This window comes from Kitasatospora cinereorecta (assembly GCF_024172095.1).
GTDB lineage: Bacteria > Actinomycetota > Actinomycetes > Streptomycetales > Streptomycetaceae > Kitasatospora > Kitasatospora cinereorecta.
Genome location: NZ_JAMZDX010000003.1, coordinates 1137201 through 1161004, shown reverse-complemented (window position 1 = coordinate 1161004; position 23804 = coordinate 1137201). Strand labels below are relative to the sequence as shown.

Below are 23804 nucleotides of genomic sequence, written 5' to 3'. Positions count from 1 at the left end.
CGGCCCGGGGCTCAGCCGGTCGGCGCGGTCCACTTCTGGTTCGCGCCGCCGGTGCAGCTCCAGATCTGCGCCCGGGTGCCGTTGGCCGAGCTGTTGCCGGTCGCGTCCAGGCACTTGTTCGCCTGCGGGTTGACGATGTCGTGGCTGCTCGCGGAGTACGTCCACTGCTGGGCGCCACTGCCGTTGCAGTCCCACAGCTGCACCTTGGCCCCGTCCGCGGTCGAACCACCGGACACGTCCAGGCACTTGCCGAGCGCCCGCACGGTGCCGTCGGTGGAGAGGGTCCAGCTCTGCGCCGACGTCCCGTTGCAGTCGTACAGCTGGACGGCGGTGCCGTCGGCCGTCGCGGCGCCCGCCACGTCGAGGCACTTGCCGCCGAGCCCGGTCACCCGGCCGGTCGCCCCGCCGCCCTGACCGCCGCCCTGGCTCCCGCTCCAGGTGAAGGTGGCCGAGGTGTGCGCGGGCAGCTGGTACGCGAACGAGCGGCCGCCCCACACCACCCGGACACTCTGCGCGCTGCCGCTGTCGTTGTACGCGATCAGCGCCTTGGAGCCGTCCGGGTTCTGCCAGGCCACGTTCGGGACGGCCGGATCGGCGGTGGAGGCGATCCGGTACGCACCGGGCCGGACGAACTTGGTGAGGTGGCCCATCGTGTAGTACTCGACCGTGTAGTCCACCTGGCCGCTGCGGGAGTCGCCGTTGTGGACCGTGACCAGCCCGGTGCAGGTGCCGCAACCGCCGTTGTGCGGGCCCATGTCCTGGTCCACCGCAAGGCTCCACTTGGTCACCGACTTACCCCAGTTGCGGGTGTAGTCGATGATGTTGCGCATGTCCTCGCGCTGCTGGTCGGCGATCCAGGTGCCGCCGGAGTGCTCGGTGTCGAAGGCGTCCATGGCCGGGTACTGGTCGTGCACCGTGCTCTGCTGCGCGACGTCGCCGCCGTACCCGTGCCAGGCCATGCCGCCGAAGTTGGGGTGGTTGCGGATCGCCGGGTCGTCCACCACCGGCGCGGCGTACCCGCCGTACTGGTCCCAGTTCCAGTCCAGCGCCAGCTCCTTGGTGGCCAGGCCGGCGCCGACCAGGGCGGGCAGCAGGTTGTTCCTGCTGAAGTAGGCGAGCCCCGAGCCGTTCCAGCTCATCGAGGGGTAACCGCCGCAGCAGGTGGGCTCGTTCTGCACGGACACGTAGTCCACCGACACACCCTGGGCCTGGTAGGCCTGCAGGTACTTCACGAAGTACTGGGCGTAGGCGCCGTAGTCCTCGGCCTTCAGCCAGCCGCCGTTGAGGCTGCCGCTGTCCTTCATCCAGGCGGGGGCGGTCCAGGGCGAGGCCATCACCGACAGCTGCGGGTTGAGCCGGCGGGCCTGCCGGGTGAGCGGCAGGACGTCGGCGAGGTCGTGCGCGATCGAGAAGCCGGTCAGCGCCGGGTCGCTCGCCCCGGCCGGCTGGTCGTCGTAGGTGTAGCCGTAGCGGGCCAGGTCGGAGGCGCCCATCGGGTTGCGGACGAAGGACAGGCCGATGCCGTCGGTCGGCGAGAACAGCCGGCGCATGGTCGCATCGCGGGTGGCGGCGGACAGCGCCCCGCTGCTGTTCAGCAGCCAGGCGGCGGTGTCGGTGAACGAGGCACCGCCGCCGGTGAACTGCTGGTAGCGGGTGTTCTCGTCGACGGTGATCTGCCGGCCGCCGCTGCCGCTGCCCGCGGCGAAGGCGGTCGGGGCCTGCTGCTGCAGGCCGCGGGTGACGTGCCGACCGCCGGCGTCGTCGGTGGTGGTGAGCCAGATCGAGACGCTCTCGCCGGCCGCCCGGGCGGGCGGCGCGGCGGCGGTGAGCAGTCCGCTCGCGGCGAGCGCGCCGCAGAGCAGGGCCGCCGCGGTGCGGCGGGCCGGGGTGTCGAGGGCTGTCAGGTGCCAGGGCATGCCGAAGCCCCGCCTTTCCATTGCCGGGACGTGGGTGGACGCCGGACGGCGCCGACTTGATTCAACCCATGAAAAAAGCCGGCCGTCAATCCGTCGGCAGCGCCCGAATTGCCGTCAACTTCCGAACACCAACCCCGAGAAGACCGCTCGACCCCCTTCGGCTCTTCGATCAAAGATCGATCAGGAAGGTTTCCAGTCGGTTCGCTTGACGGCGGGCGCCGACCCCTGATTGACTGCGCGGCCATGTCAAGTCGCCACTGGCGCCTGCCCGTTCTGGCAGGCCTGACCGCCCTGCTCGCCTCGCTGCTGACCGGCTCCCCCGCCGCGCAGGCCGCACCGAGCGCGTTCACCCACCCCGGCGTCCTGGTCAGCCGGGCCCAACTCGACTTCGTCCGCGGCAAGGTGCAGGCCGGGGCGCAGCCGTGGAAGGCCGCGTACGACCGGATGCACGCCTCGCCGTACGCCTCGCTGAGCCGAACTCCCAAGCCCCGCGCGGTCGTCGAGTGCGGCTCCTACTCCAACCCGAACCACGGCTGCACCGACGAGCGCGAGGACGCCCTCGCCGCGTACACCCTCGCCCTGGAGTGGTACATCACCCGGGACAGCCGGTACGCCACCAAGGCGATCCAGATCATGGACGCCTGGTCCGGCACCATCACCGACCACACCAACAGCAACGCCCCGCTGCAGAGCGCCTGGTCGGCCTCCACCTGGCCGCGCGCCGCCGAGATCATCCGCTACACCTACGGCGGCTGGCCGGCCGACCGGGTCGACCGGTTCGCCGGCATGCTGCGCACGGTCTACCTGCCGGAGACCGTCAACGGCTCGCAGTCCAACGGCAACTGGGAACTCAGCATGACCGAGGCCACCATCGGCATCGCGGTCTTCCTGGACGACCGGGCGGTGTACGACAAGGCGGTGGCGAAGTTCCGCGGCCGGGTGCCCGCGTACATCTACCTCTCCTCCGACGGGGCGCTGCCGAGGACCGCCCCCGGCAGCGGCCTGGACACCCGGGACGAGATCGTCCGCTACTGGCAGGGCCAGTCCACCTTCGTGGACGGACTCACCCAGGAGACCTGCCGCGACTTCACCCACACCGGCTACGGCCTGTCCGCGATCTCGCACGTCGCGGAGACCAGCCGGATCCAGGGCCAGGACCTCTACCCGGAGGTCGCCGACCGGCTGCGCCACGCGCTGGGCTTCCAGGCCCAGTACCAGCTGGGCGGGGCGGTGCCGTCCTGGCTGTGCGGCGGCAGCCTGAAGCTCGGACTCGGGCCGGTCACCGAGGTGGGGTACAACGCCCTGCACAACCGGCTCGGCTACGGCATGACCAACACCCAGGCGCTGACCGAGCAGCAGCGCCCGGCCGGCAGCAACAACCTGTTCACCGCCTGGGAGACGCTGACCCACGCCGACAACCCGGCCTGACGACCCGAATCGCGGACGGCGGAGGCCGCCCACCCCGTACATGCGGGGTGGGCGGCCTCGGCGAGAGCGGCGCGGGTGGTGACTTGGGGTCAGACCTTGAGGGCCTTGATCGCGGTCGGGGCGTGGCCGGGCTCGGTGGCCAGCTCCTCGAACTCGGTGACGTCGCTCATGTCGACGGTCCGGCTCATCGAGATGTTGGTGACCCGCTCCAGGATCGCCTCGACGACGACCGGGACGCTGTGCTCGACGGCGAGCTTCTTGGCCTGCTCGAAGGCGGCGCCCAGCTCGTTCGGGTCGGTGACCCGGATCGCCTTCACGCCCAGGCCCTCGGCGACCTTGACGTGGTCGACGCCGTAGACGCCGAGCTCGGGGGTGTTGATGTTCTCGAACTCCAGGTTGACCTGGAAGTTGATGTCCAGGCCGATCTGCGCCTGACGGATCAGGCCCAGGTAGGCGTTGTTCACCAGGACGTGGACGTAGGGGACCTTGTGCTGGGCGGCGACCGCCAGCTCCTCGATCATGAACTGGAAGTCGTAGTCGCCGGAGAGCGCGACGACCGGGGTCTGCGGGTCCGCGGTGGCGGCGCCGATCGCGGCCGGAATGGTCCAGCCGAGCGGGCCGGCCTGGCCGCAGTTGATCCAGTGGCGCGGCTTGTAGACGTGCAGGAACTGCGCGGCGGCGATCTGGGACAGGCCGATGGTGGTGACGTACCGGGTCTCCGGACCGAACGCCCGGTTCATCTCCTCGTAGACGCGCTGCGGCTTGAGCGGGATGTTGTCGAAGTGCGTACGGCGCTGCAGGGTGGCCTTGCGCTCCTGGGCGGAGGCCGCCCAGGCGGAGAAGTCCGGCAGCCGGCCCTCGGCCTTGAGCTCCTTGGCGACCTCGATGAAGCGCTCCAGCGCGGCCTTGGCGTCGGAGGCGAAGCCGTAGTCCGGGGCGAAGATCTTGCCGATCTGGGTCGGCTCGATGTCGACGTGGACGAAGGTCCGGCCCTTGGTGTACGCGTCGAGGTTGTAGCCGGTGTGGCGGTTGGCCCAGCGGTTGCCGATGCCGAGGACGAAGTCGGACTCCAGGAAGGTCGCGTTGCCGTAGCGGTGCGAGGTCTGGACACCGACCATGCCGGCGCTCAGCTCGTGGTCGTCCGCGATGGTGCCCCAGCCCATCAGGGTGGAGATGACCGGGACACCGGTCAGCTCGGCGAACTCGACCAGCAGCTCGGAGGCGTCGGCGTTGATGATGCCGCCGCCGGCGACGATCAGCGGGCGCTCGGACTCCGCCAGGTAGCGCAGCGCCTTCTCGGCCTGGGCGCGGGTCGCGGCCGGCTTGTAGACCGGCAGCGGCTCGTACGCCTCCGGGTCGAACTCGATCTCGGTCAGCTGGACGTCGATCGGCAGGTCGATCAGGACCGGGCCCGGACGGCCCGAGCGCATCAGGTGGAACGCCTGCTGGAAGACGCCGGGGACCTGCGCGGCCTCCAGGACCGTGGTCGCGGCCTTGGTGACCGGCTTGGCGATCGAGGCGATGTCGACGGCCTGGAAGTCCTCCTTGTGCAGCTTGGAGACCGGCGCCTGGCCGGTGATGCACAGGATCGGGATGGAGTCGGCGATCGCCGAGTACAGGCCGGTGATCATGTCGGTGCCGGCCGGACCGGAGGTGCCGATGCAGACGCCGATGTTGCCGGCCTTGGCGCGGGTGTACCCCTCGGCCATGTGCGAGGCACCCTCGACGTGGCGGGCCAGCGTGTGCCGGATGCCGCCGCCCTCCTTGAGGGCCTTGTAGAACGGGTTGATCGCGGCGCCCGGCACGCCGAACGCAACCTCAACGCCCTCGAGCTTGAGGATCTCAACTGCGGCGCGGGCGGCTGTCATACGAGGCATCGGGTCACTCCTGCGGTCGGCCACTAAGTCTTCCACGATACGGAAGAATAGTTTTGGTATGCGAAAGCAAAGTAGGTCGGTGCGCGGCCGAGCGTCAAGGGTCTTTTCAACAGAACGTTGCAGCCATGGGCGGGGTCGGGGCGTACGAGGCGACAACCGCACCGGCCGACCGACCCCGGACCCGGTGGGCCGCGCTGTCCGTTTTTCACCATCGCCGGTCCGGCATCGACCTCGTCCACCTGGCCGGATGCCCGTACGGTCGGTGATGTCGACGGAAAACGGCAGTCCCGATCCGAGGAGGATCCCCATGAGCACCATCACCCTGTACGGCGCCACCGGCACCATCGGCAGCCGCATCCTGCGCGAGGCGCTGGACCGCGGACACGAGGTCGTCGCGGTGGTCCGCGACCCCGCCCGGCTGGCCGAGACCCACCCCAACCTGACCGTGTCCGCCGGCGACGTCCTCGACCCCGACTCGGTGGCCGACCTCGCCAAGGGCCGGGACGTGGTGGTCAGCGCGGTCGGCGGCGGCGACGGCCCCGGCCACCAGGCCGTCGTCCGGCCCTCCGCCGAGGCGCTGGTCACCGGCCTGCGCCGACTCGGCGCCGACGCCCCCCGACTGGTCTCCGTCGGCGGCGCCGGCTCGCTGCGCACCCCCGACGGCAAGCAGGTGTGGGACAGCGAGGGGCTGCCGGAGTTCCTGCTCCAGATCATGCACGCGCACGGCGACGCGCTCGACTTCTACCGCGGCGTCGACGACGTCCGCTGGACCAACCTCAGCCCCGCCGGCCTGATCGAGCCCGGCGAGCGCACCGGCGCCTACCGCACCGCCCTGGAGGACCTGGTCCTCGACGCCGACGGCGCCAGCCGGATCTCCACCGAGGACTACGCGGTCGCCCTGCTCGACGAGATCGAGCGCCCGCAGCACCAGGGCCGCCGCTTCACCGTCGGCTACTGACGACCACCGAACGCTGGACACACCGCGGCCACCACACCGTTCGAGACCACCGGGCCGCCGCCACCGCCGGCGGCGGCCCGGTCGCGACCGGGGACCGACCACCCGGCCGCACCCCGGGGAACGAGCCACGCCGCCCCGGGGTTACGCCGTTTCCGGGCCCCCGGCCCGACCGGCACCCGAGTCGATGACCGCGCAGGCCTGGCCGCCCAGTCGAGATCCGCGCGGGCACAGCGGAGGAACGCCCTCGGCGCGAACCGCCGCGGCGCCCCCGGATCAGCCCTGGCCCCCCGCCGGAGGCGTCGCCGTCCGATAGGCGTCGAGGATCTCTTTCTCCGCCGTCGCGAGGTACTCCCCGACGGCAGCCTCGACCGCCTCGGGCTTCGCGTCGCGCAGCAGGGCGAGAATCTGCCGGTTCCGCTCGACGTAGGCCTTGTGGAAGGCCAGCGGGTCCTCCATGGCGTGGAAGGCCAGCCGCAGCTCGGCCGTGACCCGCTCCATCAGCTCGTCCACGCGGGGACTGCCCGAGAGCCCGGCGATCGCCTGGTGGAAGTGCAGGTTGGCGCTGCCCAGTGCGCGCCAGTCGCCCTGCGCCTCGGCGACGTCCGCCTCCGCCACTGCCGCCGCGACCCGCGCCAACCGCGCCGGATCGGCCGGCAGGTCCCGGACCGCCGCCAGCTCCACCATCCGCCGCACCCGGAAGAGGTCCTCGACGTCCGCCTCGTCGAGTGTGCGGACGAAGACGCCCTTGTTGTGCATCTGGACCAGCAGCCGCTCGTGCGCCAGCAGCCGGAACGCCTCCCGCAGGGTATTCCGCGAGACGCCGATCTGCTTGCCGACCTCCTCCTCCGACAGCCGGGTGCCCGGCGGGTACTCACCGTCGGCGATCAGGGCGCGGAGCTCGCCGACGGTCCACTCGGCGACGCTCTGCGGCCTCTGACTCCTGGGGCTGGCCACAACGGCCTCCTGTCGGGGGTTCGATGCTGATGGTCCGTCACATCATGCCGGAAAACCGGCCGCTCGCGACGCTGGATTGTAGGACGATCCCCACATAGGCTCGCCCCTCCATCACCGGATCCTCATGTCCCTTATGACAGATCGTCAGGCAATTGGCAAGTCCTCTACGACTTCTTACCCAATAGGCGACAGGAGCTTGCCGGAGCGCGCGACCGCGTGCTTCAGTCGTTTGCGACCACGGCGAGTCGAACCATCCAAATCGCGTGCCACACACCATCGTTGATGGACTGTCAGCCATGGCCGATCCACTGAACCCGCCGGAACCCGACGGGCAGCAACCCTGCGGGTGCCCCGCCTGCCTCGCCCCACGAGCGGACCCGGGCGACCACCCGGGCGACCACCCGGCCGAGACCTCCGAGCACAGGCGGACGGCGACCCCGTCGGCGCTCAGGTGGCTGTCCAACACGCTGATCGCGGTCGGCGCACAGCTCGCCTCCGGCGGCGACCTCCGGTCCGTCGTCCTGGGCATCGCCGTGGGCCTGATCGGTTGGGGTCTGCGCCGCATCGGGCCCCGGCCGTGAACAGCCACCGACCGGCCCCACCACCCGAACCACCCGAACCACCCGAAGCGCAGAGGAGTCGGACCACCATGACCGCAGCGCACCCCCTCCACGACCCCGCCGCCCTCACCGCCGCCCAGGCCCGGGCGCTGTTCCGGACGGGCCTGGTCAGTCCCACCGCCGGTTGGGCGCCCGACCGGACTCAGGCCAATCTGATCAGTGTCCCGCGCGACTGGGCGGACGACGTACGGGAGTTCACCCGGCTCAACCCCGCCCCCTGCCCGGTCCTGGAGGTCACCGAGCCGGGTACGACGACCTCGGCCCTCGCGCCCGGCGCCGACCTGCGCACCGACTTCCCCCGCTACCGCGTCTGGCGGGACGGCGCGCTGGTCGCCGAGCCGACCGACGTGATCGCCGAGTGGGAGCAGCACGAGCTGGTGAGTTTCCTGATCGGCTGTTCCTTCACCTTCGAGGCCGCCCTCACCCGGGCCGGCATCCCGCTGCGCCACGTCGAGCAGCGCCGCAACGTCGCGATGTACGTCACCGACCGCCCCTGCGCTCCGGCCGGACGGCTGGGCGGACCGCTGGTGGTCTCGATGCGGCCGATCCGGGCCGCCCTGGTGGAGACCGCGTACGAGATCACCGGGCGGATGCCGGACGTGCACGGGGCGCCGGTCCACCACGGCGACCCGGCGGGGCTGGGCATCACCGACCTCGCCCGCCCCGACTTCGGCGACCCGATCGAGGTGGCGCCGGGCGAGGTGCCGGTGTTCTGGGCGTGCGGCGTGACTCCGCAAGCCGCGCTGATGGCTTCCCGGCCGCCGTTCGCGATCACCCACGCACCCGGCCACATGCTGATCACCGACGCCCGCGACAGCGACTACCTTCGCCCGGTCACGCACTGACGATCCGTCACCACCTACCCGGGAGCCACCATGACCACGTCCACCGCCCCCTCGGGATCCTCCAACCCCGCCTCCGCCGCGCCGGTCCTCGACCTCAACGCCGACCTCGGCGAGGGCTTCGGCCCTTGGCGTCTCGGCGACGACGAGGCCCTGCTCGCCACCGTCACCTCGGCCAACATCGCCTGCGGCTTCCATGCGGGCGACCCGGCCACCATGCGCCGGGTGTGCCGGCAGGCGGTGACGGCCGGAGTGGCCATAGGCGCCCACGTCGGCTACCGCGATCTGGTCGGCTTCGGCCGCCGCCACCTCGCCGTCGAGCCCGACGACCTGGCCGCCGACGTCCTGTACCAGCTCGGCGCCCTGGACGCGTTCGCCCGGGCCGCCGGCGACCGCGTCCGACATGTGAAGCCGCACGGCGCGCTGTACCACGCGGTCACCACGGACCCGGTCCAGGCCGGGGCGGTGGTCGAGGCGGTCCGGCGCTTCGACCCGTCGCTGATCCTGGTCGGTGCGCCCGGCTCGGTCCTGCTCGGACTCGCGGAGGATGCCGAACTCCCCACAGCCGCTGAGGCGTTCGCCGACCGGGCACTGGAGCCCGACGGCACCCTGCGCTCCCGTCTGCTGCCTGACGCCGTCCTGCACGACCCGGAGACGGTCGCCCGGCGCTGTGTCGAGTTCGCCCGCACCGGCGCCTTCACCGCCGTGGACGGCACCGCCGTACCGGTCCCCGCCCGCACGCTGTGCCTGCACGGCGACACCCCCGGCGCCGCCGACCTCGCCCGCCGCGTCCGGGCCGCCCTCTCCGAGGCTGGTGTCGCCCTGCGCCCGCTCGGCCACGCGGCGGTGAGCGACTGATGCGCGTACTGCGCTGCGGCCGACGTGCCGCACTGGTCGAACTCGACGACCTCGACGCGGTCGGCCGGCTTCACGCGGCCCTCCGGGCCCACCCGCTGCCCGGGGTCGACGAACTCGTCCCGGCCGCCCGGACCCTGCTGATCCACTACGACCCGGCGGTCACCGACCACACCCGGCTCGCCGCCGCCCTCGCCGCCCTGCCCGCCGCCGAGGCCGCCCGGACCGAGCGTGCGGGCGTGCTGGTCCCGGTCCGCTACGACGGCGAGGACCTCGACGAGGTGGCCCACCGCACCGGACTCACCCCCGCCGAGGTGGTCGACCGCCACACCGCCGCCACCTACCGGGTCGCCTTCTGCGGATTCGCCCCCGGCTTCGCCTACCTCACCGGGCTCGACCCGGTCCTCCGACTCCCCCGCCGCACCAGCCCGCGTACCCGGGTGCCGGCCGGATCCCTCGCCGTCGCCGGCGAGTTCACCGGCATCTACCCGCGCGAGTCGCCCGGCGGCTGGCACCTCCTCGGCAGCACCGACTTCCCCCTGTGGAACCCGTCCGCCGACCCGCCCACCCGCCTCACCCCCGGCACCACCGTCCGCTTCCTCCCGCTGGAGGCCCCGCAGCGATGACCGCCACCACTCCCCCGGGCCTCCCCTCCGCCCCCGTTCCCGCCCCCGACGCTCGGCCCCGCACCGTCCGGGTCCTGCACCCCGGCTACGGCGCCACCGTCCAGGACCTCGGCCGCCCCGGCCACACCGCGCTCGGCGTCAGCCCCTCCGGCGCCACCGACCGGCGCAGCCTCCGGCTCGCCAACCGTCTGGTCGGCAACCCGGAGGACGCCGCCGGCCTGGAGATCCTGCTCGGCGGGACGGTCCTCGTGATCGACCACCACGCCACCGTGGCGCTCGCCGGAGCGCCCTGCCTCGCCCTGGTGGACGGCCGCCCGGTCGGCCCGTACGCCCCGATCCGGCTCGCGCCCGGGCAGCAACTGGCGTTGGAGACCACCGCGGAGGGCCTGCGCGTGTACCTCGCCGTCCGCGGCGGCCTGGACACTCCCCCGGTGCTCGGCTCCCGCTCCACCGACACCCTCTCCGGACTCGGCCCGGCCCGGCTCGCCACCGGGGACATCCTGCCGGTCGGCCGTCGGACGGACGGCTGGCCCGCCGCCGACCTGGCACCGCAACGGCCCTGCCCTGCCGAGCCGTTGCTGCGGATCGTCCCCGGGCCGCGCGACGACTGGTTCACTCCGGACGCCCTCGCGGCCCTCTGCGGGGGCCCGTACACCGTCACCGACCAGAGCGACCGGGTCGGCATGCGGCTGGCCGGCCCGACCCTGGAACGCTCCGTTCCGGGTGAACTCCCCTCCGAGGGAACGGTCCTGGGCGCGCTCCAGGTCCCGCCGTCCGGTCAGCCGATCCTCTTCCTCGCCGACCATCCGGTCACCGGGGGCTACCCCGTGATCGCCGTCGTCCACGAGGACGACCTCCCCCTCGCCGGCCAGGCTCGGCCCGGGCAGCGGATCCGCTTCCGGTCCGCCTGAACCGGACCCCCGGCGGCCCGGTGCGGGCACGCTCGCACCCACCGGGCACCGATGTCCGAATCGATCCCACAATGGCCGCACAGCGCCGGAAATTTGAGGTCAAATCGGCCCCGAAGGACCCCGCGGAAATGCCACCGGATTCACGTCGCAACATGATCCGTAACCGGTGTATGGTTCGACCCGATCATCCGAGCGATCGAAGTCACCGGGGGGCCGGACGACTCGTCATCGGATTTGCGACATATGGGGGTTCAGCATGTCCGCGCAGTCGAAGCGCATGTCCGTCCGTCTCGCCGCCGCGGCCGCCGTCGCGGCCGTCGCCACCTCGATCGCGGTGGTTCCCGCGGGCGCCGTCGCCCTGCCCGCGATGCCCGCCGAGTTCCAGCTGACCATCAACACGGACGCCTACAACACGCCGTTCCACACCACCCGGCACGCCGACGGCACCTGGAGCTCCTGGGACCAGGTCCCGGACATGTACTACAACCCGGGCGGCACCACCTCGCTGACCCAGACCGAGCACGCCGGGGTCACCTTCCTCGCCTCCAACTACGCGGGGCAGATCCAGTTCCTGATCCGCGACACCGCGGGCAACTGGACCTCGCCGACCGGCACCACCGCCCCGATCCCCGGCGAGGTCCCGATCTGGCACTCGGGCAACACCCCCGCCACCACGCCGATCACCAAGATGCTCGGCTCCGCCTTCGTCGACAACGAGTTCCACCTCATCGCCCAGGCCGGCAACGGCTACCCGTACGAGGTCGTCCGCCACGCGGACGGCACCTGGGGCGACTGGACCGAGCTGGCGGGCCAGCTCGGCAACATCGGCACCATCACCGACTTCTCCGCGGCCACCACCAACGGCAGCGACCTGCAGTTCACCGCGGTCGCCGGCGGCAAGCTCTGGCACACCAAGCGGGCCACCTCCGCCGACGCCTTCACCGCCTGGGGCGACGTCTTCGCCGTCTCCAGCAACCCGGGCACCGCCGAGCACGTCGCCGCCGCCGGCGTCAGCGGCGAACTCCAGGTCGTCGTCACCGGCAACAACGGCGCCGGCGTCTTCCACGCGATCCGCCACGCGGACGGCACCTGGACCCGCTTCGGCGACGTCGAGGCCGCCACCCGCAGCAACCCCGGCACCGTCACCGGCGTCGGCATCGCGGCCACCAACACCCTCTCCACCGGCCCGAACCTCCAGGTCGTCGTGGTCAACAACACCGGCGGCCTGTTCCACACCGTCCGCAACAGCAGCGGCTCCTGGACTACCTTCGGCGACGTCAACGCCAACGTCCCGGGCAGCCACGCCGGCCACGCCACCACCGTCTCCGGCGCCGGCGAGTAACCCTCACCGCACGAACCCGCACCGACCCCGCGACGCCGCCGGCACCCGCCGACGGCGTCGCGCCGTCGCGCCCACCGGAATTCCACGCCAATTCACCGAAATGGAATTCCGCACACATTCCGGCGCCCCGCGGATCAACTCCACCAACGGGGCCCGTACCGCCCGGCGACGAAATGACGACAACGACCGGCTAACCCCGGCGCCCGCCACCCGGCCCGTCAGTCTCGAGCAACTGCTGGATGCGATCCAGGCGTGCGCTCAGCTCCGCCAGCTGCCCGGTCAGCCGCGCGACGGCCTCGTCACCGCCGACCGGACCGGCCCCCGGGCCGGTCGGCTGCTCCTGGCGCGCCCGCGTCACGAAGCTCGACGTGATCACCGCCGTCACGATCGCGATGAACGCGGTCGACTCCAGCATGATCACCGCCCCCACCAGCCGGCCGACCGTGTTGTGCGGGGTCACATCGCCGTACCCGACCGTCGTCACCGTCTGCAGCGCCCACCACAGCCCGGTACCGATGCTCGCGAACTCGCGCTCGTCCACCACGGTGATCAGCGCGCCGCCGAGCACCACACTCACCAGCGTGGCCGTCACGATCACCGACATCGCCCTGCGTACCGACAACGGCGTCCGCAGGAACCTCGCGACCTTGCGCTCCACCGGCCTGTACCGCGCCATGACGCCGACCCTCCTGCCCGACGAGTCCCCTCCGGATGCGGTTCATCGGGCCGGAGCCTGGTCGGTCCACGGGGCCTTGCGGCCGCAGACGGCCGGCCAGTCGGCGGCGGCGATGCCTCCGCACCACAGCGCGCCCTCGTCCGGGCGGGGTGTCCAGTCCTGGACGACGATGTCGGCGCAGTTCTTGACCGGCGCGTAGCGGGGGCAGGTGCCGTCGGCCTTCTTGATGGTCTGGGCCCGCCAGGCGTCGAGTCCCATGGAGTTGTGGGACGGGTCCTCCGGCATGTACCGGTTGACCGTCCAGGAGGCGCCCATGGCGGTGAAGAGCGCGAGCGCGCAGACCATGCCGGCCGCGAGCTGCCGGACGGCCGATCCGGGGGCCGGGGCGGCGGATCCGGCGGGGGCCGGGGCGTCGAGCGCCGAGGCGCGTGCGCCGACCGCACGGTCGGCGAGGGTCATCAGACCGAGCACGGCGAGGATCATCAGGCAGTACAGGATGATCCAGGTGGTCCGCGGGTACAGCTGGACCGCCCGGTCGTGCGCCATGTGGGAGGCGAACCAGAAGCGCAGCAGCCAGGCGCCGGCCAGGACGGCCGCGGCGGTGCGGACCGCGATGTCGCGCAGTCCGAGGCCGATGCCGAGCCCGACACCGAGCAGCAGCAGGACGGCGAAGCCGCTCTGCCCGGCCAGTTCGCCCGGGGCCGGCCAGGTGTCGTACGTCAGCTGCCCGGACCGGTCCGAGGCCCAGCCCAGGACGTAGGCCGGATCGGCGTACACCGCGAGGTAGGCGTACCGGTCCGGGACGGCCGCACCACCGGCCCGGAGCATCTGGTTCAGCAGCGGGGCGCCGACGATCGCCGCGGTGACCGCGGTGACGGCGCCGAACAGCAGGGCCCGACCGACGGCGGCCCGCCCCCGCCGCCAGGGGACGAGCGCGAGGGCGAGCACCAGGATCCCGGGGGCGGCCCACAGGTACCAGCCGGAGTACCAGAGGAAGAGCAGGCCGAAGACGGCGCCGAACGCCGCCGCGCGCCCCACGGCCGTACGGGTCGCGAGGGTGTGGGCCCGGCGCAGTTCGCGGAGCGCCGCGGCCAGCAGCGGCACGAGCACGATCATCGTGGTGTGGCTGTAGGGGCGGATCGGGTCCAGGAAGACGACCGCGGCCGGAGCGGCCACCGCCACGGCCCAGAACGGGCGCAGCAGCAGCCGCCACGCCAAGTAGGCCAGCGGGCCGGCCAGCGCGGTGCAGACGATCTGCAGGTCGTGGAGGGCGAAACCGGCGCCGCCGACTCCCCCGTAGCGGATCTCGGACCAGGCCGCGATGGCGGCCGGGAACCCGGGCGGGTACACCCCGAGCGAGAACTGCCCGTGCATCATCGAGGTGGCCATGTCGGTCAGCGTTCCCGGGTCGCCCTCGTGCCCGCCGAGCGGCCACGGCGTGCCGCGCAGCGCCACCACCGCACCGCCCGCCACGATGCCGGTGGACAGCCCGGCCAGCCCGGCGCACACCAGCCGCTGCACCAGCTGATGCCGACGCAGCGGGCCCCGGTACGCGGTGTAGAGGAGCGCCGCCAGCACGGGCAGGCCGATGATCGCGGCGTACTGCTGGAGCTTGGCCAGGCCGCTGACCTGGCCGATCCGGGTGAGCGGGTTGACGCTGATGTGCGTGGACAGCAGCGTGTAGCCGAGTGCGGCGCCGATGCCGACCACGGCCTCCCAGACGATCGGGCGTCCCGGCAGCCGAGCCCGGCGGCGCCGCGAGGTCGAGGCGCGCAGCGCCGCCACGGCGCGGGGCCGCACGGCGTCCGATCCGCTGTCGGGCGTTCCTGGGAGCGTTTCTGTCATGTCGAGTCCGATCAGTGCTGCACAGGCTTGGCAGAGGGATCACAGCGCCACCGGCCGGCTCGCCCGCTCCGAGCGCACAGGACCGCTGCCGCGTCTCCACGGAGGCCCGATTCCCAGCCCCTTGCTCGCGGTCGCTCCCGTCCGTCCCGCCGAACACGCCGAACACGCCGACCGGGCACGAGCCTCGGCCACCCGGACCCAGAGACCGGGGATGCCACACCCGCCGGCGCTGTTTTGCCCCTGAATGGCGTAAGGAACCACGCCCTGCGCTTGCCGATCGCCACCGCGCAGGCAGTGGCACCGGCAGCCGCGGAGGTAGGGGCACCGGCAGTCGCGGCCCGGCCGGCGCGGCAGGTCGGAGTTGACGGTGCCTCATGACTCGGTGCACCATTCCACTAGATAACTAGTGGAATGGTGGATGTCATCGTCGAGTACCTCATCGACCGTCGCGGCGGGCTCTCGCCCTATCTGCAGATCATCGAGCAGACGAAGCGGGCGCTCAGGCTCGGAGTGCTCCAGCCCGGCGACCAACTCCCCACCGCCCGCGAGGTGGTGGAGGCGACGGCAATCAATCCGAACACCGTGCTCAAGGCCTACCGGGAGCTGGAACGCGAGGGCCTGATCGAGAGCCGAAGGGGCGTCGGGACGTTCGTCCGGAGGTCCCTGGCGAAACCGCAGACCGTCGACGACTCGGCACTCCACGCCGACCTGACCGCGTGGATCGCCCGCGCCCGGGACATCGGCCTGGAGCGGGAGGACATCGCCGCACTCGTCGACACCGCCCTGGACCGGGCCTACCCCACCAGCACCGAAGCCACCGAGGAGTCCGGGTGAACCACCCCGCACAGCAGCAGGACCGACCGACCGGCGCCGCCCCCGCCCTGGAGGCGGTCGGGCTCGGTCTGCAGTACCGCCGCCGCTGGGCCCTGCGCGACTGCGACCTCCGGCTTCCCTCCGGCAGGGTCTGCGCGCTCGTCGGCCCGAACGGCGCCGGCAAGAGCACACTGATGGCGCTCGCCGCCGGCCTGCTCGCGCCGACCGAGGGCAGCGTCACGGTCTTCGGGAACGGACCGCGCGAGGCCGGTTCTCTGCGACGCATGGCCTACCTGCGGCAGGACAAGCCGCTCTACCCGCGGTTCACCGTCGCGGAGACCCTGCGGGCCGGCCGGGAGCTCAATCCGGGCTGGGACCAGGCGATCGCGGAGCGGATCGTGCGACTGGGTGACCTCCCGCTGGACGCGAAGGTGGGTACGCTCACCGCCGGCCAGCGCACCCGGGTCGCGTTCGCCCTGGTCCTGGGCAAGCGCCCCGACCTGCTGATGCTCGACGAGCCGCTCGCCGACGTCGACCCCGTCGCCCGCCAGGAGCTCACCGGCATCCTGATGGCCGAGGCCGCGGAACACGGCACCACGATCCTCATCTCCTCCCACGTCCTCGCCGAGCTGGACGGCGTGTGCGACCACGTCACCGTGCTGAGGAACGGGCGGATCCGGCTCAGCAGCGACGTCGAGGACCTCCTGGACGACCACCGCCTGGTGGTCGGCGCCGCCGCCGTCGACAGCGACGGCGCCCCGCCGGAGCTGGCCCACCACGAGATCGTCGAACTACGACGCACCGGACGCCAGACGACGGCGCTGCTCAAGCCGTCCGGCGCGATCGATCCCCGCTGGGACACCAGCCGGCCGAACCTGGAGGACATCCTGATCGCCTACCTGCGTACACCCGACCCGCAGGACCGGCCCGCGGCCGGGGCCGGTGCGCAGACCGCCGGACGCGCCACCGAACTCACCACCGGACGCGAAGAGGTGACGGCCCGATGACCACGGCACTCGCATCCGAGGTGTCCACCCCGACGGGTCCCCAGCCGTCCCGGCAACGGCGCATCCTGCGCGGCGCCGCCTGGCTCGGCCTGCGCCAGGAGCGGACCCCGCTGCTCATATCCGGGGCCGTCCTCGTCCTGCTCTGCGGCTGGATGCTCGTCCTGGGCAGTCGGATCCAGGACGTCGTTGAGTCCGAGCACATCCAGGGCTGCAACCTCGTCTACTTCCCCCAGCAGTGCGAGAATTTGACCGGAGCGGCGATCGCCCTGAACGACCGCTGGAGCATCGCCGTCGCAGCCACCGGGTGGCTGCTTGCGGTGCTGCCGGTGGCCTTCGGGGCGTTCTTCGCCGCGCCGATGCTGGCTCGCGAGTTCGAGACCGGCACGTACGGGCTGGCCTGGACGCAGTCGGTGTCGCGACAGCGGTGGCTGGCGGCCCGACTGGGGGTGCCGCTGCTGATCACCCTGGTGGGATCGTCCGTCCTCGCGGTCGTCTCCACCTGGTGGACCGGCGTGGTCGAGGGGCGGTTCGCCGTTCCCGGCTACTACCACTGGTTCACCTGGATGAGCCGAGCCGCGTCGGGACCCTCGGTCGTCGGGTTCTTCCTGCTCTCCGTCGCCCTCGGAGCGACGGTCGGCCTGCTCGTGCGCCGAGTCGTCGCCTCGATCCTCGTCACCGCCGTGGCGACCCTCGCCCTCCGGTTCGCCGTGGACCAGGCACGGTACCTGTTCGCGCCGACCCGGGAGGTGTTCACCCCCATCGCCATGGCCGGCCCGCTGCCGGACGACATGAAGAACGCGGTCCTCACCCAGCAGCTGCCGACGAACACCCCGTTCGAATCGGAGCCGGTCGGGCACGGCCTGCTCACCGGCGACGGACTGCGGATCCCGCTGCAGAGCAACTGGCTGAACCACCTGACGGACGGCACATGGCAGTGCCCGACGCCCGAGTGCCTGTCCCACCACGACACGATCGTGCAGCTGTACGCGCGCTACCGCCCGGCGGGCGACGAGTGGATCATGCACTGGACCCAGACCGGCCTGAGCCTGGCGGCCACCGTCATGCTGCTCGGCCTCTGCGCGTGGCGGGTCCGCCGCATCCGCTGAACCGGCCCCGCAGTACCACACACCGCCGGCCTCCCGGACACCGTTCCGGGCCTGGCGACCGCCCTGGCCGTCGCAGGCGCCGTCACGCGCCTCGTGGCCCTGCCGGCCGTGAACAGCCTGCTGCCGTCCTGGCTCAAGTCCCCGCCGGACAAGGCCGAACTGCCGGTCTCCGCAACCGCCGGCATCGCCGACCACGAGACTCGTATCCGCGCGGTGGCGCAGTCCGCGGTGACGGAGGCGGACTTGGCGCCGCTGCGGGCCGATGTGGAGGCGCTGAAGCGGGGCCGTTGGCCGCTGCTGGCGCTTGGCCGCGTTGACCGGTGTTGCCGCTCCGGTGGTGGCTGCGGTTCCGCTGATGAGCCACTGGGAACGCCTCGCCCCCGTCCAGCTTCGGCCGGGCGGGGGCGGCTTGGTGTTCTCTGATCAGCCGGCCGCGTAGCGGGTGACGTCGGCCGTCCGGCAGGAGATCTTGCCCGTCACCTCGGACGGTCCGGTCGCCTTGACGACAGCGCCTTGGTTCGGCGCGAGGTTGTTGGTGGCGCCGATGCCTTCGGCGATGCGGGTTCCGGATGCGTCGACGAACTCGATGTGCACGATGTAGTTGCTCGCCTTGGCCGAGTGGTTCGTGATCTTCAGTTCGGCCGAGGGCCAGTGCAGCGTGGCGTCCACGGTGCAGTTGGTGATCTCGACGTCCTTCAGCTTGTCCGTGTCGCCGGCCGCTGCGGGTGCGGCTCCGGCGGCGGGGGCACCAGTGTTCGCAGGGACCGCCGCGGCGGTGCTGTTCTGGGTCGGGCTCGTGGCGGCCGGGTCGCACGCGGCGAGGGTGAGGGTGGCCGCGGCGGCGGCGAGCAGGACGGTGGCGCGGATGCGCATGGTTCCCCCTGAGGGTTGTTACGGGCAGGGGGCGAACGTATCGACCAGCCCACGGTTCGTGTGCGCGGTGTGGCCAATTTGTGACCGTCCCGCGCACAAGTGGCACGCCGGACAGTCGGGTTGCACGGTCTATCCGAAGCGCAGGGTGGCTGTGGTGCCTCGGGCGATGGCTGCGGTGTACTCGGCGATGTCGCCCAGGGCGCGGTAGTTGAGGACTGGATCGCCGAGCTTGACGAGGACGAGTGCACAACCGAGGCACCAGGGTGCCGGTGGCATGGTGTCCAGGTCTTCCAGGACTGCGGGCTGGGTGGCGCATTCAGCGCAGGTCGAGGGCTCGGCCATGATCCGCTCCTCAGTACGTGTAGCCGCCGGACCAGGTGGCCCCGCAAGCGGTGCAGCCCCAACGGCCTCTCATGATCCGGCAGGTGGCGCCGAATCCGCAGACGGGGCAGGCCCCGGCACGCGGGGTGGCGTCCTCGCTGGGGACAATACCGGGCTCGCGGCCGGGGCCGGAGAGCTTCGGGTGGGTCGGTGCGGGTGTTCGTGCAGGGTGTTCGAGCATGCTGGTGCTCATGTGGACACTCCCTGACTCCATGGACGCGGAGGCGGGAACCCGCACGCAAGGTTCCCTAAGGAACTACGGCTTAGCTCCCCAGGAAATTCAACGCCATGGAGTCAGCCCACTACGCACCGTCAGTCGCGGCGGGGAAGTCCCACTCGCGCAGGTAGCGGGAGGCGTCCAGCGTCATCTCGTTGACCACCACCAGTACTCCGCCGACGGCGTAGGCGTGACGCACGATCAGCATCGCTACGGCCCCCTTGGACAGGCCGAGTGCCTCGACCTCGTCGGGGAACGCCGTGCGGGCGCGGGTGACTTCGCGGAAGTGCACCGGTGTGTGCCCCAGATCGGCGAGCCGTCCATAGATGCCACCGGGCCCGGGTCTGGCCGGCCGATCGGCGAGCAGTCCACGAGTTCAGCCAGGTGCGACGTCGCCAGCATCACCGGTTGCCCTTCCACCAGGTAGCGACGGTCCCGCACCACGGCCCCCGCGCCCGGCTCGATCCGGAGAGCGCGGGCGACGTGCTCCGCAGCAGGCCGAACCTCGACCGTCAGCCGGTCCACCGCCAGCGGCCGCCCGTCCAGGTCGACTCGGCGACGCGTTTCGTGCCGCGCCGCAGGATCGGCCGGAACTCCCGCACCCGGGTACCCGAGCCGCAGCGGGCCTCGGTCAGGCGCCCTCGGCGGCGAGGACGCCGAGCGCGGCGCGCGCGGTCTCGCCGGCAACGCCGTGCTGCGCGGCCAGTTCGTTCTCGCTCGGTACGCGGTCGCCCGGGGCGAGCCGACCGCTGAGGATCTGCTGGCGGAGCTCGTCGGCGATCTGGCGGTAGGGCCGGGTCGGCACGGCGTCCCCCAGGCTGGTGAGATCCCTAGGGAAGCGTAGTGCCGTGGGGCTGCCGGTCAGGTGCCCCAGGTGTCCCGGGTGTCCTCGTCCGCAGCCCGGCCGGACAGCCCGGCCGTCGTGGCGTCAACCTCGGGGAGCGTCCGACCACAGCCTCGAACACTCTCGCTAACGGTTTGGCTGCATGCTCTGGTGGCCTGAGGCCCGTCACGCTGTGGTAACCGCCAGCGTCGCCTGTCCTCATCAGTGCAGGATCAGGGCGAAGCGCGCATTGCCTCACCCGCCATCAGACAGAGACGCAATGGATTGGCTCTGGCCCGGTTTCGGCGGGCGGCCACGACAGCGGGGATGGCGATCCCGCAGGCCGTGACGGCGAGCAGCACAATGGTCAGCGGCCAAGTGGTCAGCTGCCCCAGCGTCGCCACAGCCAGGACCAGCAAAAAGACTGCGACGAGGAAGACAGCGGCCAGAGAGGAGATACCCATCTTCTCTTCAGATGATGCCGAAAGCCAGCGAGGGGACGACAAGGCTACGGCGAGGAATACGACCGCGACAAAACCGAGAATCAGAGCGCCTGCGTCGAGCCACCCTGGCCCCAGAGCGCCGAGCCCCCAAGGGTGCTGCCCGAAGACGCTAGCGACCAGCCGCGTTCCTCCAAGGACTACCGCAAGCGTCAACGCCAGCAGGGAGAATATACCTCTCAGCCGCAGCATCGAGCGTGGCGCCAAGGGATTGTCGCCCGCCGATCGCCAGGTATCCCAACCAACACACCTTTTGGCAGGTAAACCTAGGACATAGAAATCAGGCGCCACGCAAGTCGCCAGCAGATATGACTGGACGGGCCATGGCAGAAGATCGATAACCCGTCGGTAAACAGCCGGGATGTCTCGAACTCTCAGAAGTTCGCCCTTGAGGGGTTCCAGGAGGCTCATGTTGTCGGATGACACGGCTGGCTCCGTGCTCAATAGCTCAGCAATGTGAACCGATCGAGGGATGACAAGGTTGGCTGCCCGGTAAAGCTGGTGTCGAGGAAATATTCGGTCGGCCGCCTCTCGGGCAAGTTCATGCGCCTTTCCCCACTCTTCAGGCGCTGCGGGTCCGACTGAAAGACCGGCTCCCAGTGCGGCCACGGGGATGCCGATCCGAAAATCGATCTCCGTTATACCGTTGGCGGCATTCGTGTCTAGCCGACAAGGAACCTCCGGATGTGCGAGGTGGCCCGCATCGAGTTCATAGGCGATCCGCCCTGCCACCACAGGCAGAGTGGAATTTACGGGCTCCTTCGCAGCAAAAGGATTCCAAACTGCGGGATACGTCTCGGCCGATGAATTTCCGGCAGGCAGAGAGAGTTGCCGCAGCTCTTCCTCGACGTCCGGATTGCGCAATAGCGAAGCCAGCGTCCAGGCGGCAGCGCTGGCAACCGACTCGTCGTCACTCCAGAGCCGTTTGGCGAGTCGCTGGGCTGCGGCCGGCGTGCCGATGGCCCCCAACGAGTGCACGGCCCAGACGGCACCGCGCCGCGCCGCTTCCGAGAGGGCCGGAACGGCGATCTCACCCATGGATTGGAGGGCACCCCGTGCTTCGCCGTCGTGCGGATCCTCTGCGCATTGCGCTAGGGTGCCCGCCGCCTCAAGCCGACCAGAAGCCGCAAGTGCGATCAGGGCAGCGGACCGGCGTGGCGACTGCGGCTCCGTGACGGCCTGTACCAGACCGTCACGGACTCGGAGTCCGCGCTGCCGGCTGCTGGCCGCGAGTGCTCCCAGCCCCTGGGCCACGGCCAGACCGTCTTTACCCGAAGCGCCAAGGCGCGTGAAGAAGTAAGCCAGGATCTCGTCAGCGACACCTTCCTCGATATGCATCACATCACCGAGACATTGCAGGGCGAGCACCTTGTGCCTGAGCTCCTCATTGGAGAACACTTCACGGATCACGGGCGTGCACCCCACGTGCGCCACCGCGCACCGCATCCTGACGGTCTCCCGCCATACATCCGGAGCCAACCGGTAGTTCCTCAAGAGCGCTTCGGCCGAATCAGACAGCTCGGATGCAGCCAGGTATTCCAGCATTGTGAGGTGCGTAAAAATGTAGAACCGGCCGATCTGGTCCAAAGGCTTGATCAACTGACTACGCTTTACGATCTCGTCGAGCAGGGGTGCCGCATGCTCCGGGCCGAGGTCAAAACCGGGCAACAATCCGCGAATTACGTTCTCCAGCTGGCCTTTGGGGATAGCCTGCCAGTCACCTTCGCGGGCTGCTGTCTCCAACCTGATGCGGGCAATACGTTCCAGCACCAGAAGCTTGCGCTCAGTGCTGTACAACCCGATGGCCTCAGGCCGACCAAGGCGGCGGTCCCGATCCAGAAGATGGATTACAGCTATCTTGTAGAACGCGGCTCGAGAATTCGGCAATGAGCCGACTTGTTCAATCCGTTCACTGGACTGCAGATAAGCGATCATGGTGAGCATGAGCGGACTGCGAGCCAGACCCATGAGCTCCGGATCCGCCTGAAGGGCCGTGAAGATCCGCCCGACTTCGACCGATCCATCAATTCCTGGCCATTTTCGGAGGAACCGGATGACAGAAGCATCGTCGAAGTCGGCGATCCGGACCAACTGATCGAAATGTTCGTCGAGCTGCTCACGATAAGCCGCATTTCGACAGGTGACGACGATCTCGCAATCGCCATACCTGGTGGCGAAATCCTGTAGCTCTTTCACCACACGGCCAAGCTCGGCGTCCCCGACTTCATCCAGGCCGTCGAAGAAGATGCGCAGCCTGCCCACGTCCAAGGCCCGGTTGACGAGATCTTCGGCGTTTCGGACTCTCGCCAGCTCAAATTCCGAGGTGATCAGCTTCTCGAAGCTGTCCGCAGTTCGATTGCACTGGTGCAGGTCGACTATCACAGGGATCTTCTCATCGCCTTCGTCGTCAGCCCAGTGCAACATCGCATACTTCAGCAGAAGCGACTTGCCCGCCCCAGGCTCGCCAAGCAGCACGGTTCGCCGCTTGAGCCCGATCAGCTCGTAGACGTCAGCGCGTCGGTCGCCCGTGACACCCTGGAGGGGGACATATACCGCCCGAATCTCGATCGGGTTACCCTCGACGCCCTCGCCAAAGCCAAGGCGGTGCCTCCCGTATCTCTCGACGACCATCTTGCGATAGCGGCGCAGTCGTCGGCCGCCAACCGGACGGCTACGCACCAGCATGCGCTGGACCGCGTCAGGCGTCTTCACTGCCAGCGACTTTCCCAGCTCTGTGAAGTACGCCTTGAATAGAAGAAACAGACCAAGGATGATCAGCCCGACAACCCCCAGGCCAATCGGAACTGCATCCGGCAGCTGACTTGCCATTTCGGTCGCCCTACCTGATCCTGCAAATCTGACACTCCATCACTCTGCTCGACCAAAAGCCGGAATGATGGCGACTCTCAGACTACGTAATGTATTCTCACCGCGGCGGCGAGGCGGTGGGATACGCCGCCCGCCACTACCCGCAGTAACGATTACGGAATGCCTAGCAGATGCGCATACAAGAAGGCTTTCACACCTAGCCCGCATTTTCAACGCTGCGGCCGCCTCGGGACCTCATGCACGGGTAACCGTGACCTGCAGGGTTGTCACCTCACCGGGACCATCGGCGGCGGGACCTTCCGCGTGCCGGTTGATCGTCGCGGAGCGTCGAATCACGGGCCTGTTGCAGGCCCGGCATGATGCCGAGCCGCCCGATCGCGCACGGAGCCGAGAGAGTTCGGGCCG

General features: G+C 70.5%; 24 protein-coding genes. 12 read left to right on the top strand and 12 right to left on the bottom strand.

The genetic code is table 11. From position 1 onward, the window contains the following. Nucleotides 1–11: 11 nt before the first annotated feature. Nucleotides 12–1916, bottom strand: a complete 1905-nt coding sequence (locus FHR36_RS18650) for an RICIN domain-containing protein (protein WP_253798656.1) — start codon at nt 1914–1916, stop codon at nt 12–14. 243 nt (nt 1917–2159) lie between these two features. Here FHR36_RS18650 and FHR36_RS18645 point away from each other — a divergent pair, with 243 nt between their 5' ends. After that, nucleotides 2160–3344, top strand: coding sequence for an alginate lyase family protein (locus FHR36_RS18645; protein ID WP_253798653.1), 1185 nt, complete (start codon nt 2160–2162; stop codon nt 3342–3344). A gap of 89 nt (nt 3345–3433) precedes the next feature. On the opposite strand, the gene gcl is transcribed toward FHR36_RS18645, so the two are convergent. Continuing rightward, a complete protein-coding gene (gene gcl / locus FHR36_RS18640) occupies nt 3434–5221 on the bottom strand; it encodes a glyoxylate carboligase (protein WP_253798650.1) in 1788 nt (595 codons plus the stop codon). A 307-nt stretch (nt 5222–5528) separates the two neighbouring features. On the opposite strand from gcl, the gene FHR36_RS18635 reads away from it, so the two are divergent. Beyond that, entirely contained in the window at nt 5529–6179 is a 651-nt protein-coding gene (locus FHR36_RS18635; RefSeq protein WP_253798647.1) for an NAD(P)-dependent oxidoreductase, read from the top strand. A gap of 273 nt (nt 6180–6452) precedes the next feature. Here FHR36_RS18635 and FHR36_RS18630 read toward each other — a convergent pair whose 3' ends face one another. Then, nucleotides 6453–7133, bottom strand: coding sequence for a GntR family transcriptional regulator (locus tag FHR36_RS18630; RefSeq protein ID WP_253798645.1), 681 nt, complete (start codon nt 7131–7133; stop codon nt 6453–6455). A 296-nt stretch (nt 7134–7429) separates the two neighbouring features. Here FHR36_RS18630 and FHR36_RS18625 point away from each other — a divergent pair, with 296 nt between their 5' ends. The 6 genes from FHR36_RS18625 (at nt 7430) to FHR36_RS18600 (ending at nt 12329) form a co-directional block, all read left to right on the top strand. Continuing rightward, complete coding sequence (locus FHR36_RS18625) at nt 7430–7714, top strand: hypothetical protein (protein WP_253798644.1); 285 nt, start codon at nt 7430–7432, stop codon at nt 7712–7714. A gap of 68 nt (nt 7715–7782) precedes the next feature. Then, entirely contained in the window at nt 7783–8598 is an 816-nt protein-coding gene (locus FHR36_RS18620) for a putative hydro-lyase (RefSeq protein WP_253798642.1), read from the top strand. A gap of 30 nt (nt 8599–8628) precedes the next feature. Beyond that, on the top strand, nt 8629–9453 hold the full coding sequence (locus FHR36_RS18615) for a LamB/YcsF family protein (RefSeq protein WP_253798640.1): 825 nt from the start codon (nt 8629–8631) through the stop codon (nt 9451–9453). After that, entirely contained in the window at nt 9453–10076 is a 624-nt protein-coding gene (locus FHR36_RS18610; protein WP_253798637.1) for a 5-oxoprolinase subunit B family protein, read from the top strand. Before FHR36_RS18615 ends, FHR36_RS18610 begins: the two co-directional genes overlap by 1 nt. Beyond that, on the top strand, nt 10073–10987 hold the full coding sequence (locus tag FHR36_RS18605) for a 5-oxoprolinase subunit C family protein (protein WP_253798635.1): 915 nt from the start codon (nt 10073–10075) through the stop codon (nt 10985–10987). Before FHR36_RS18610 ends, FHR36_RS18605 begins: the two co-directional genes overlap by 4 nt. 256 nt (nt 10988–11243) lie before the next feature. Then, entirely contained in the window at nt 11244–12329 is a 1086-nt protein-coding gene (locus tag FHR36_RS18600; protein WP_253798632.1) for a hypothetical protein, read from the top strand. Nucleotides 12330–12519: 190 nt separating this feature from the next. Here FHR36_RS18600 and FHR36_RS18595 read toward each other — a convergent pair whose 3' ends face one another. Both FHR36_RS18595 and FHR36_RS18590 read right to left on the bottom strand, forming a co-directional pair. Next, nucleotides 12520–12987: a potassium channel family protein gene (locus tag FHR36_RS18595; protein WP_253798630.1), complete on the bottom strand. Its 468-nt coding sequence runs from the start codon at nt 12985–12987 to the stop codon at nt 12520–12522. Nucleotides 12988–13047: 60 nt separating this feature from the next. Next, a complete protein-coding gene (locus FHR36_RS18590; protein ID WP_253798627.1) occupies nt 13048–14850 on the bottom strand; it encodes a hypothetical protein in 1803 nt (600 codons plus the stop codon). Nucleotides 14851–15261: 411 nt separating this feature from the next. Here FHR36_RS18590 and FHR36_RS18585 point away from each other — a divergent pair, with 411 nt between their 5' ends. From FHR36_RS18585 to FHR36_RS18570, 4 genes are all read left to right on the top strand, one after another. Further along, a complete protein-coding gene (locus FHR36_RS18585; RefSeq protein ID WP_253798625.1) occupies nt 15262–15684 on the top strand; it encodes a GntR family transcriptional regulator in 423 nt (140 codons plus the stop codon). Continuing rightward, a complete protein-coding gene (locus FHR36_RS18580; RefSeq protein ID WP_253798622.1) occupies nt 15681–16670 on the top strand; it encodes an ABC transporter ATP-binding protein in 990 nt (329 codons plus the stop codon). The genes FHR36_RS18585 and FHR36_RS18580 overlap by 4 nt, the downstream gene beginning before the upstream one ends. Beyond that, a complete protein-coding gene (locus FHR36_RS18575) occupies nt 16667–17776 on the top strand; it encodes an ABC-2 membrane transporter-related protein (protein WP_253798619.1) in 1110 nt (369 codons plus the stop codon). Before FHR36_RS18580 ends, FHR36_RS18575 begins: the two co-directional genes overlap by 4 nt. A gap of 108 nt (nt 17777–17884) precedes the next feature. Then, nucleotides 17885–18199, top strand: coding sequence for a hypothetical protein (locus tag FHR36_RS18570; RefSeq protein ID WP_253798616.1), 315 nt, complete (start codon nt 17885–17887; stop codon nt 18197–18199). Here the strand turns inward: FHR36_RS18570 and FHR36_RS18565 are convergent, their stop codons facing one another. From FHR36_RS18565 to FHR36_RS18545, 7 genes are all read right to left on the bottom strand, one after another. Further along, entirely contained in the window at nt 18200–18649 is a 450-nt protein-coding gene (locus FHR36_RS18565) for a hypothetical protein (RefSeq protein WP_253798613.1), read from the bottom strand. Nucleotides 18650–18778: 129 nt separating this feature from the next. Next, entirely contained in the window at nt 18779–18991 is a 213-nt protein-coding gene (locus FHR36_RS18560) for a hypothetical protein (protein WP_253798610.1), read from the bottom strand. Between the two features lie 10 nt (nt 18992–19001). Beyond that, on the bottom strand, nt 19002–19223 hold the full coding sequence (locus FHR36_RS18555; protein ID WP_253798607.1) for an eL43 family ribosomal protein: 222 nt from the start codon (nt 19221–19223) through the stop codon (nt 19002–19004). Between the two features lie 109 nt (nt 19224–19332). Continuing rightward, nucleotides 19333–19575: a UTRA domain-containing protein gene (locus tag FHR36_RS39960; RefSeq protein WP_407660846.1), complete on the bottom strand. Its 243-nt coding sequence runs from the start codon at nt 19573–19575 to the stop codon at nt 19333–19335. Then, complete coding sequence (locus tag FHR36_RS39955; protein WP_308199487.1) at nt 19458–19772, bottom strand: UTRA domain-containing protein; 315 nt, start codon at nt 19770–19772, stop codon at nt 19458–19460. Before FHR36_RS39955 ends, FHR36_RS39960 begins: the two co-directional genes overlap by 118 nt. 106 nt (nt 19773–19878) lie before the next feature. Beyond that, complete coding sequence (locus tag FHR36_RS39950; protein WP_308199485.1) at nt 19879–20052, bottom strand: winged helix-turn-helix domain-containing protein; 174 nt, start codon at nt 20050–20052, stop codon at nt 19879–19881. Between the two features lie 251 nt (nt 20053–20303). Beyond that, the gene (locus FHR36_RS18545; protein ID WP_253798604.1) at nt 20304–23399 is read right to left on the bottom strand and encodes an NACHT domain-containing protein; all 3096 of its coding nucleotides are present in this window, start codon (nt 23397–23399) and stop codon (nt 20304–20306) included. Between the last annotated feature and the right edge of the window lie 405 nt (nt 23400–23804).

What these genes read in the sequence shown, in the direction of transcription:
- FHR36_RS18650 (WP_253798656.1), bottom strand. Translation starts at nt 1,916, where the DNA reads ATGCCCTGGCACCTGACAGCCCTCGACACCCCGGCCCGCCGCACCGCG.
- FHR36_RS18645 (WP_253798653.1), top strand. Translation starts at nt 2,160, where the DNA reads ATGTCAAGTCGCCACTGGCGCCTGCCCGTTCTGGCAGGCCTGACCGCC.
- gcl (WP_253798650.1), bottom strand. Translation starts at nt 5,221, where the DNA reads ATGCCTCGTATGACAGCCGCCCGCGCCGCAGTTGAGATCCTCAAGCTC.
- FHR36_RS18635 (WP_253798647.1), top strand. Translation starts at nt 5,529, where the DNA reads ATGAGCACCATCACCCTGTACGGCGCCACCGGCACCATCGGCAGCCGC.
- FHR36_RS18625 (WP_253798644.1), top strand. Translation starts at nt 7,430, where the DNA reads ATGGCCGATCCACTGAACCCGCCGGAACCCGACGGGCAGCAACCCTGC.
- FHR36_RS18620 (WP_253798642.1), top strand. Translation starts at nt 7,783, where the DNA reads ATGACCGCAGCGCACCCCCTCCACGACCCCGCCGCCCTCACCGCCGCC.
- FHR36_RS18615 (WP_253798640.1), top strand. Translation starts at nt 8,629, where the DNA reads ATGACCACGTCCACCGCCCCCTCGGGATCCTCCAACCCCGCCTCCGCC.
- FHR36_RS18610 (WP_253798637.1), top strand. Translation starts at nt 9,453, where the DNA reads ATGCGCGTACTGCGCTGCGGCCGACGTGCCGCACTGGTCGAACTCGAC.
- FHR36_RS18605 (WP_253798635.1), top strand. Translation starts at nt 10,073, where the DNA reads ATGACCGCCACCACTCCCCCGGGCCTCCCCTCCGCCCCCGTTCCCGCC.
- FHR36_RS18600 (WP_253798632.1), top strand. Translation starts at nt 11,244, where the DNA reads ATGTCCGCGCAGTCGAAGCGCATGTCCGTCCGTCTCGCCGCCGCGGCC.
- FHR36_RS18590 (WP_253798627.1), bottom strand. Translation starts at nt 14,850, where the DNA reads ATGACAGAAACGCTCCCAGGAACGCCCGACAGCGGATCGGACGCCGTG.
- FHR36_RS18585 (WP_253798625.1), top strand. Translation starts at nt 15,262, where the DNA reads ATGGTGGATGTCATCGTCGAGTACCTCATCGACCGTCGCGGCGGGCTC.
- FHR36_RS18575 (WP_253798619.1), top strand. Translation starts at nt 16,667, where the DNA reads ATGACCACGGCACTCGCATCCGAGGTGTCCACCCCGACGGGTCCCCAG.
- FHR36_RS18565 (WP_253798613.1), bottom strand. Translation starts at nt 18,649, where the DNA reads ATGCGCATCCGCGCCACCGTCCTGCTCGCCGCCGCCGCGGCCACCCTC.
- FHR36_RS18560 (WP_253798610.1), bottom strand. Translation starts at nt 18,991, where the DNA reads ATGGCCGAGCCCTCGACCTGCGCTGAATGCGCCACCCAGCCCGCAGTC.
- FHR36_RS18555 (WP_253798607.1), bottom strand. Translation starts at nt 19,223, where the DNA reads ATGAGCACCAGCATGCTCGAACACCCTGCACGAACACCCGCACCGACC.
- FHR36_RS18545 (WP_253798604.1), bottom strand. Translation starts at nt 23,399, where the DNA reads ATGGCAAGTCAGCTGCCGGATGCAGTTCCGATTGGCCTGGGGGTTGTC.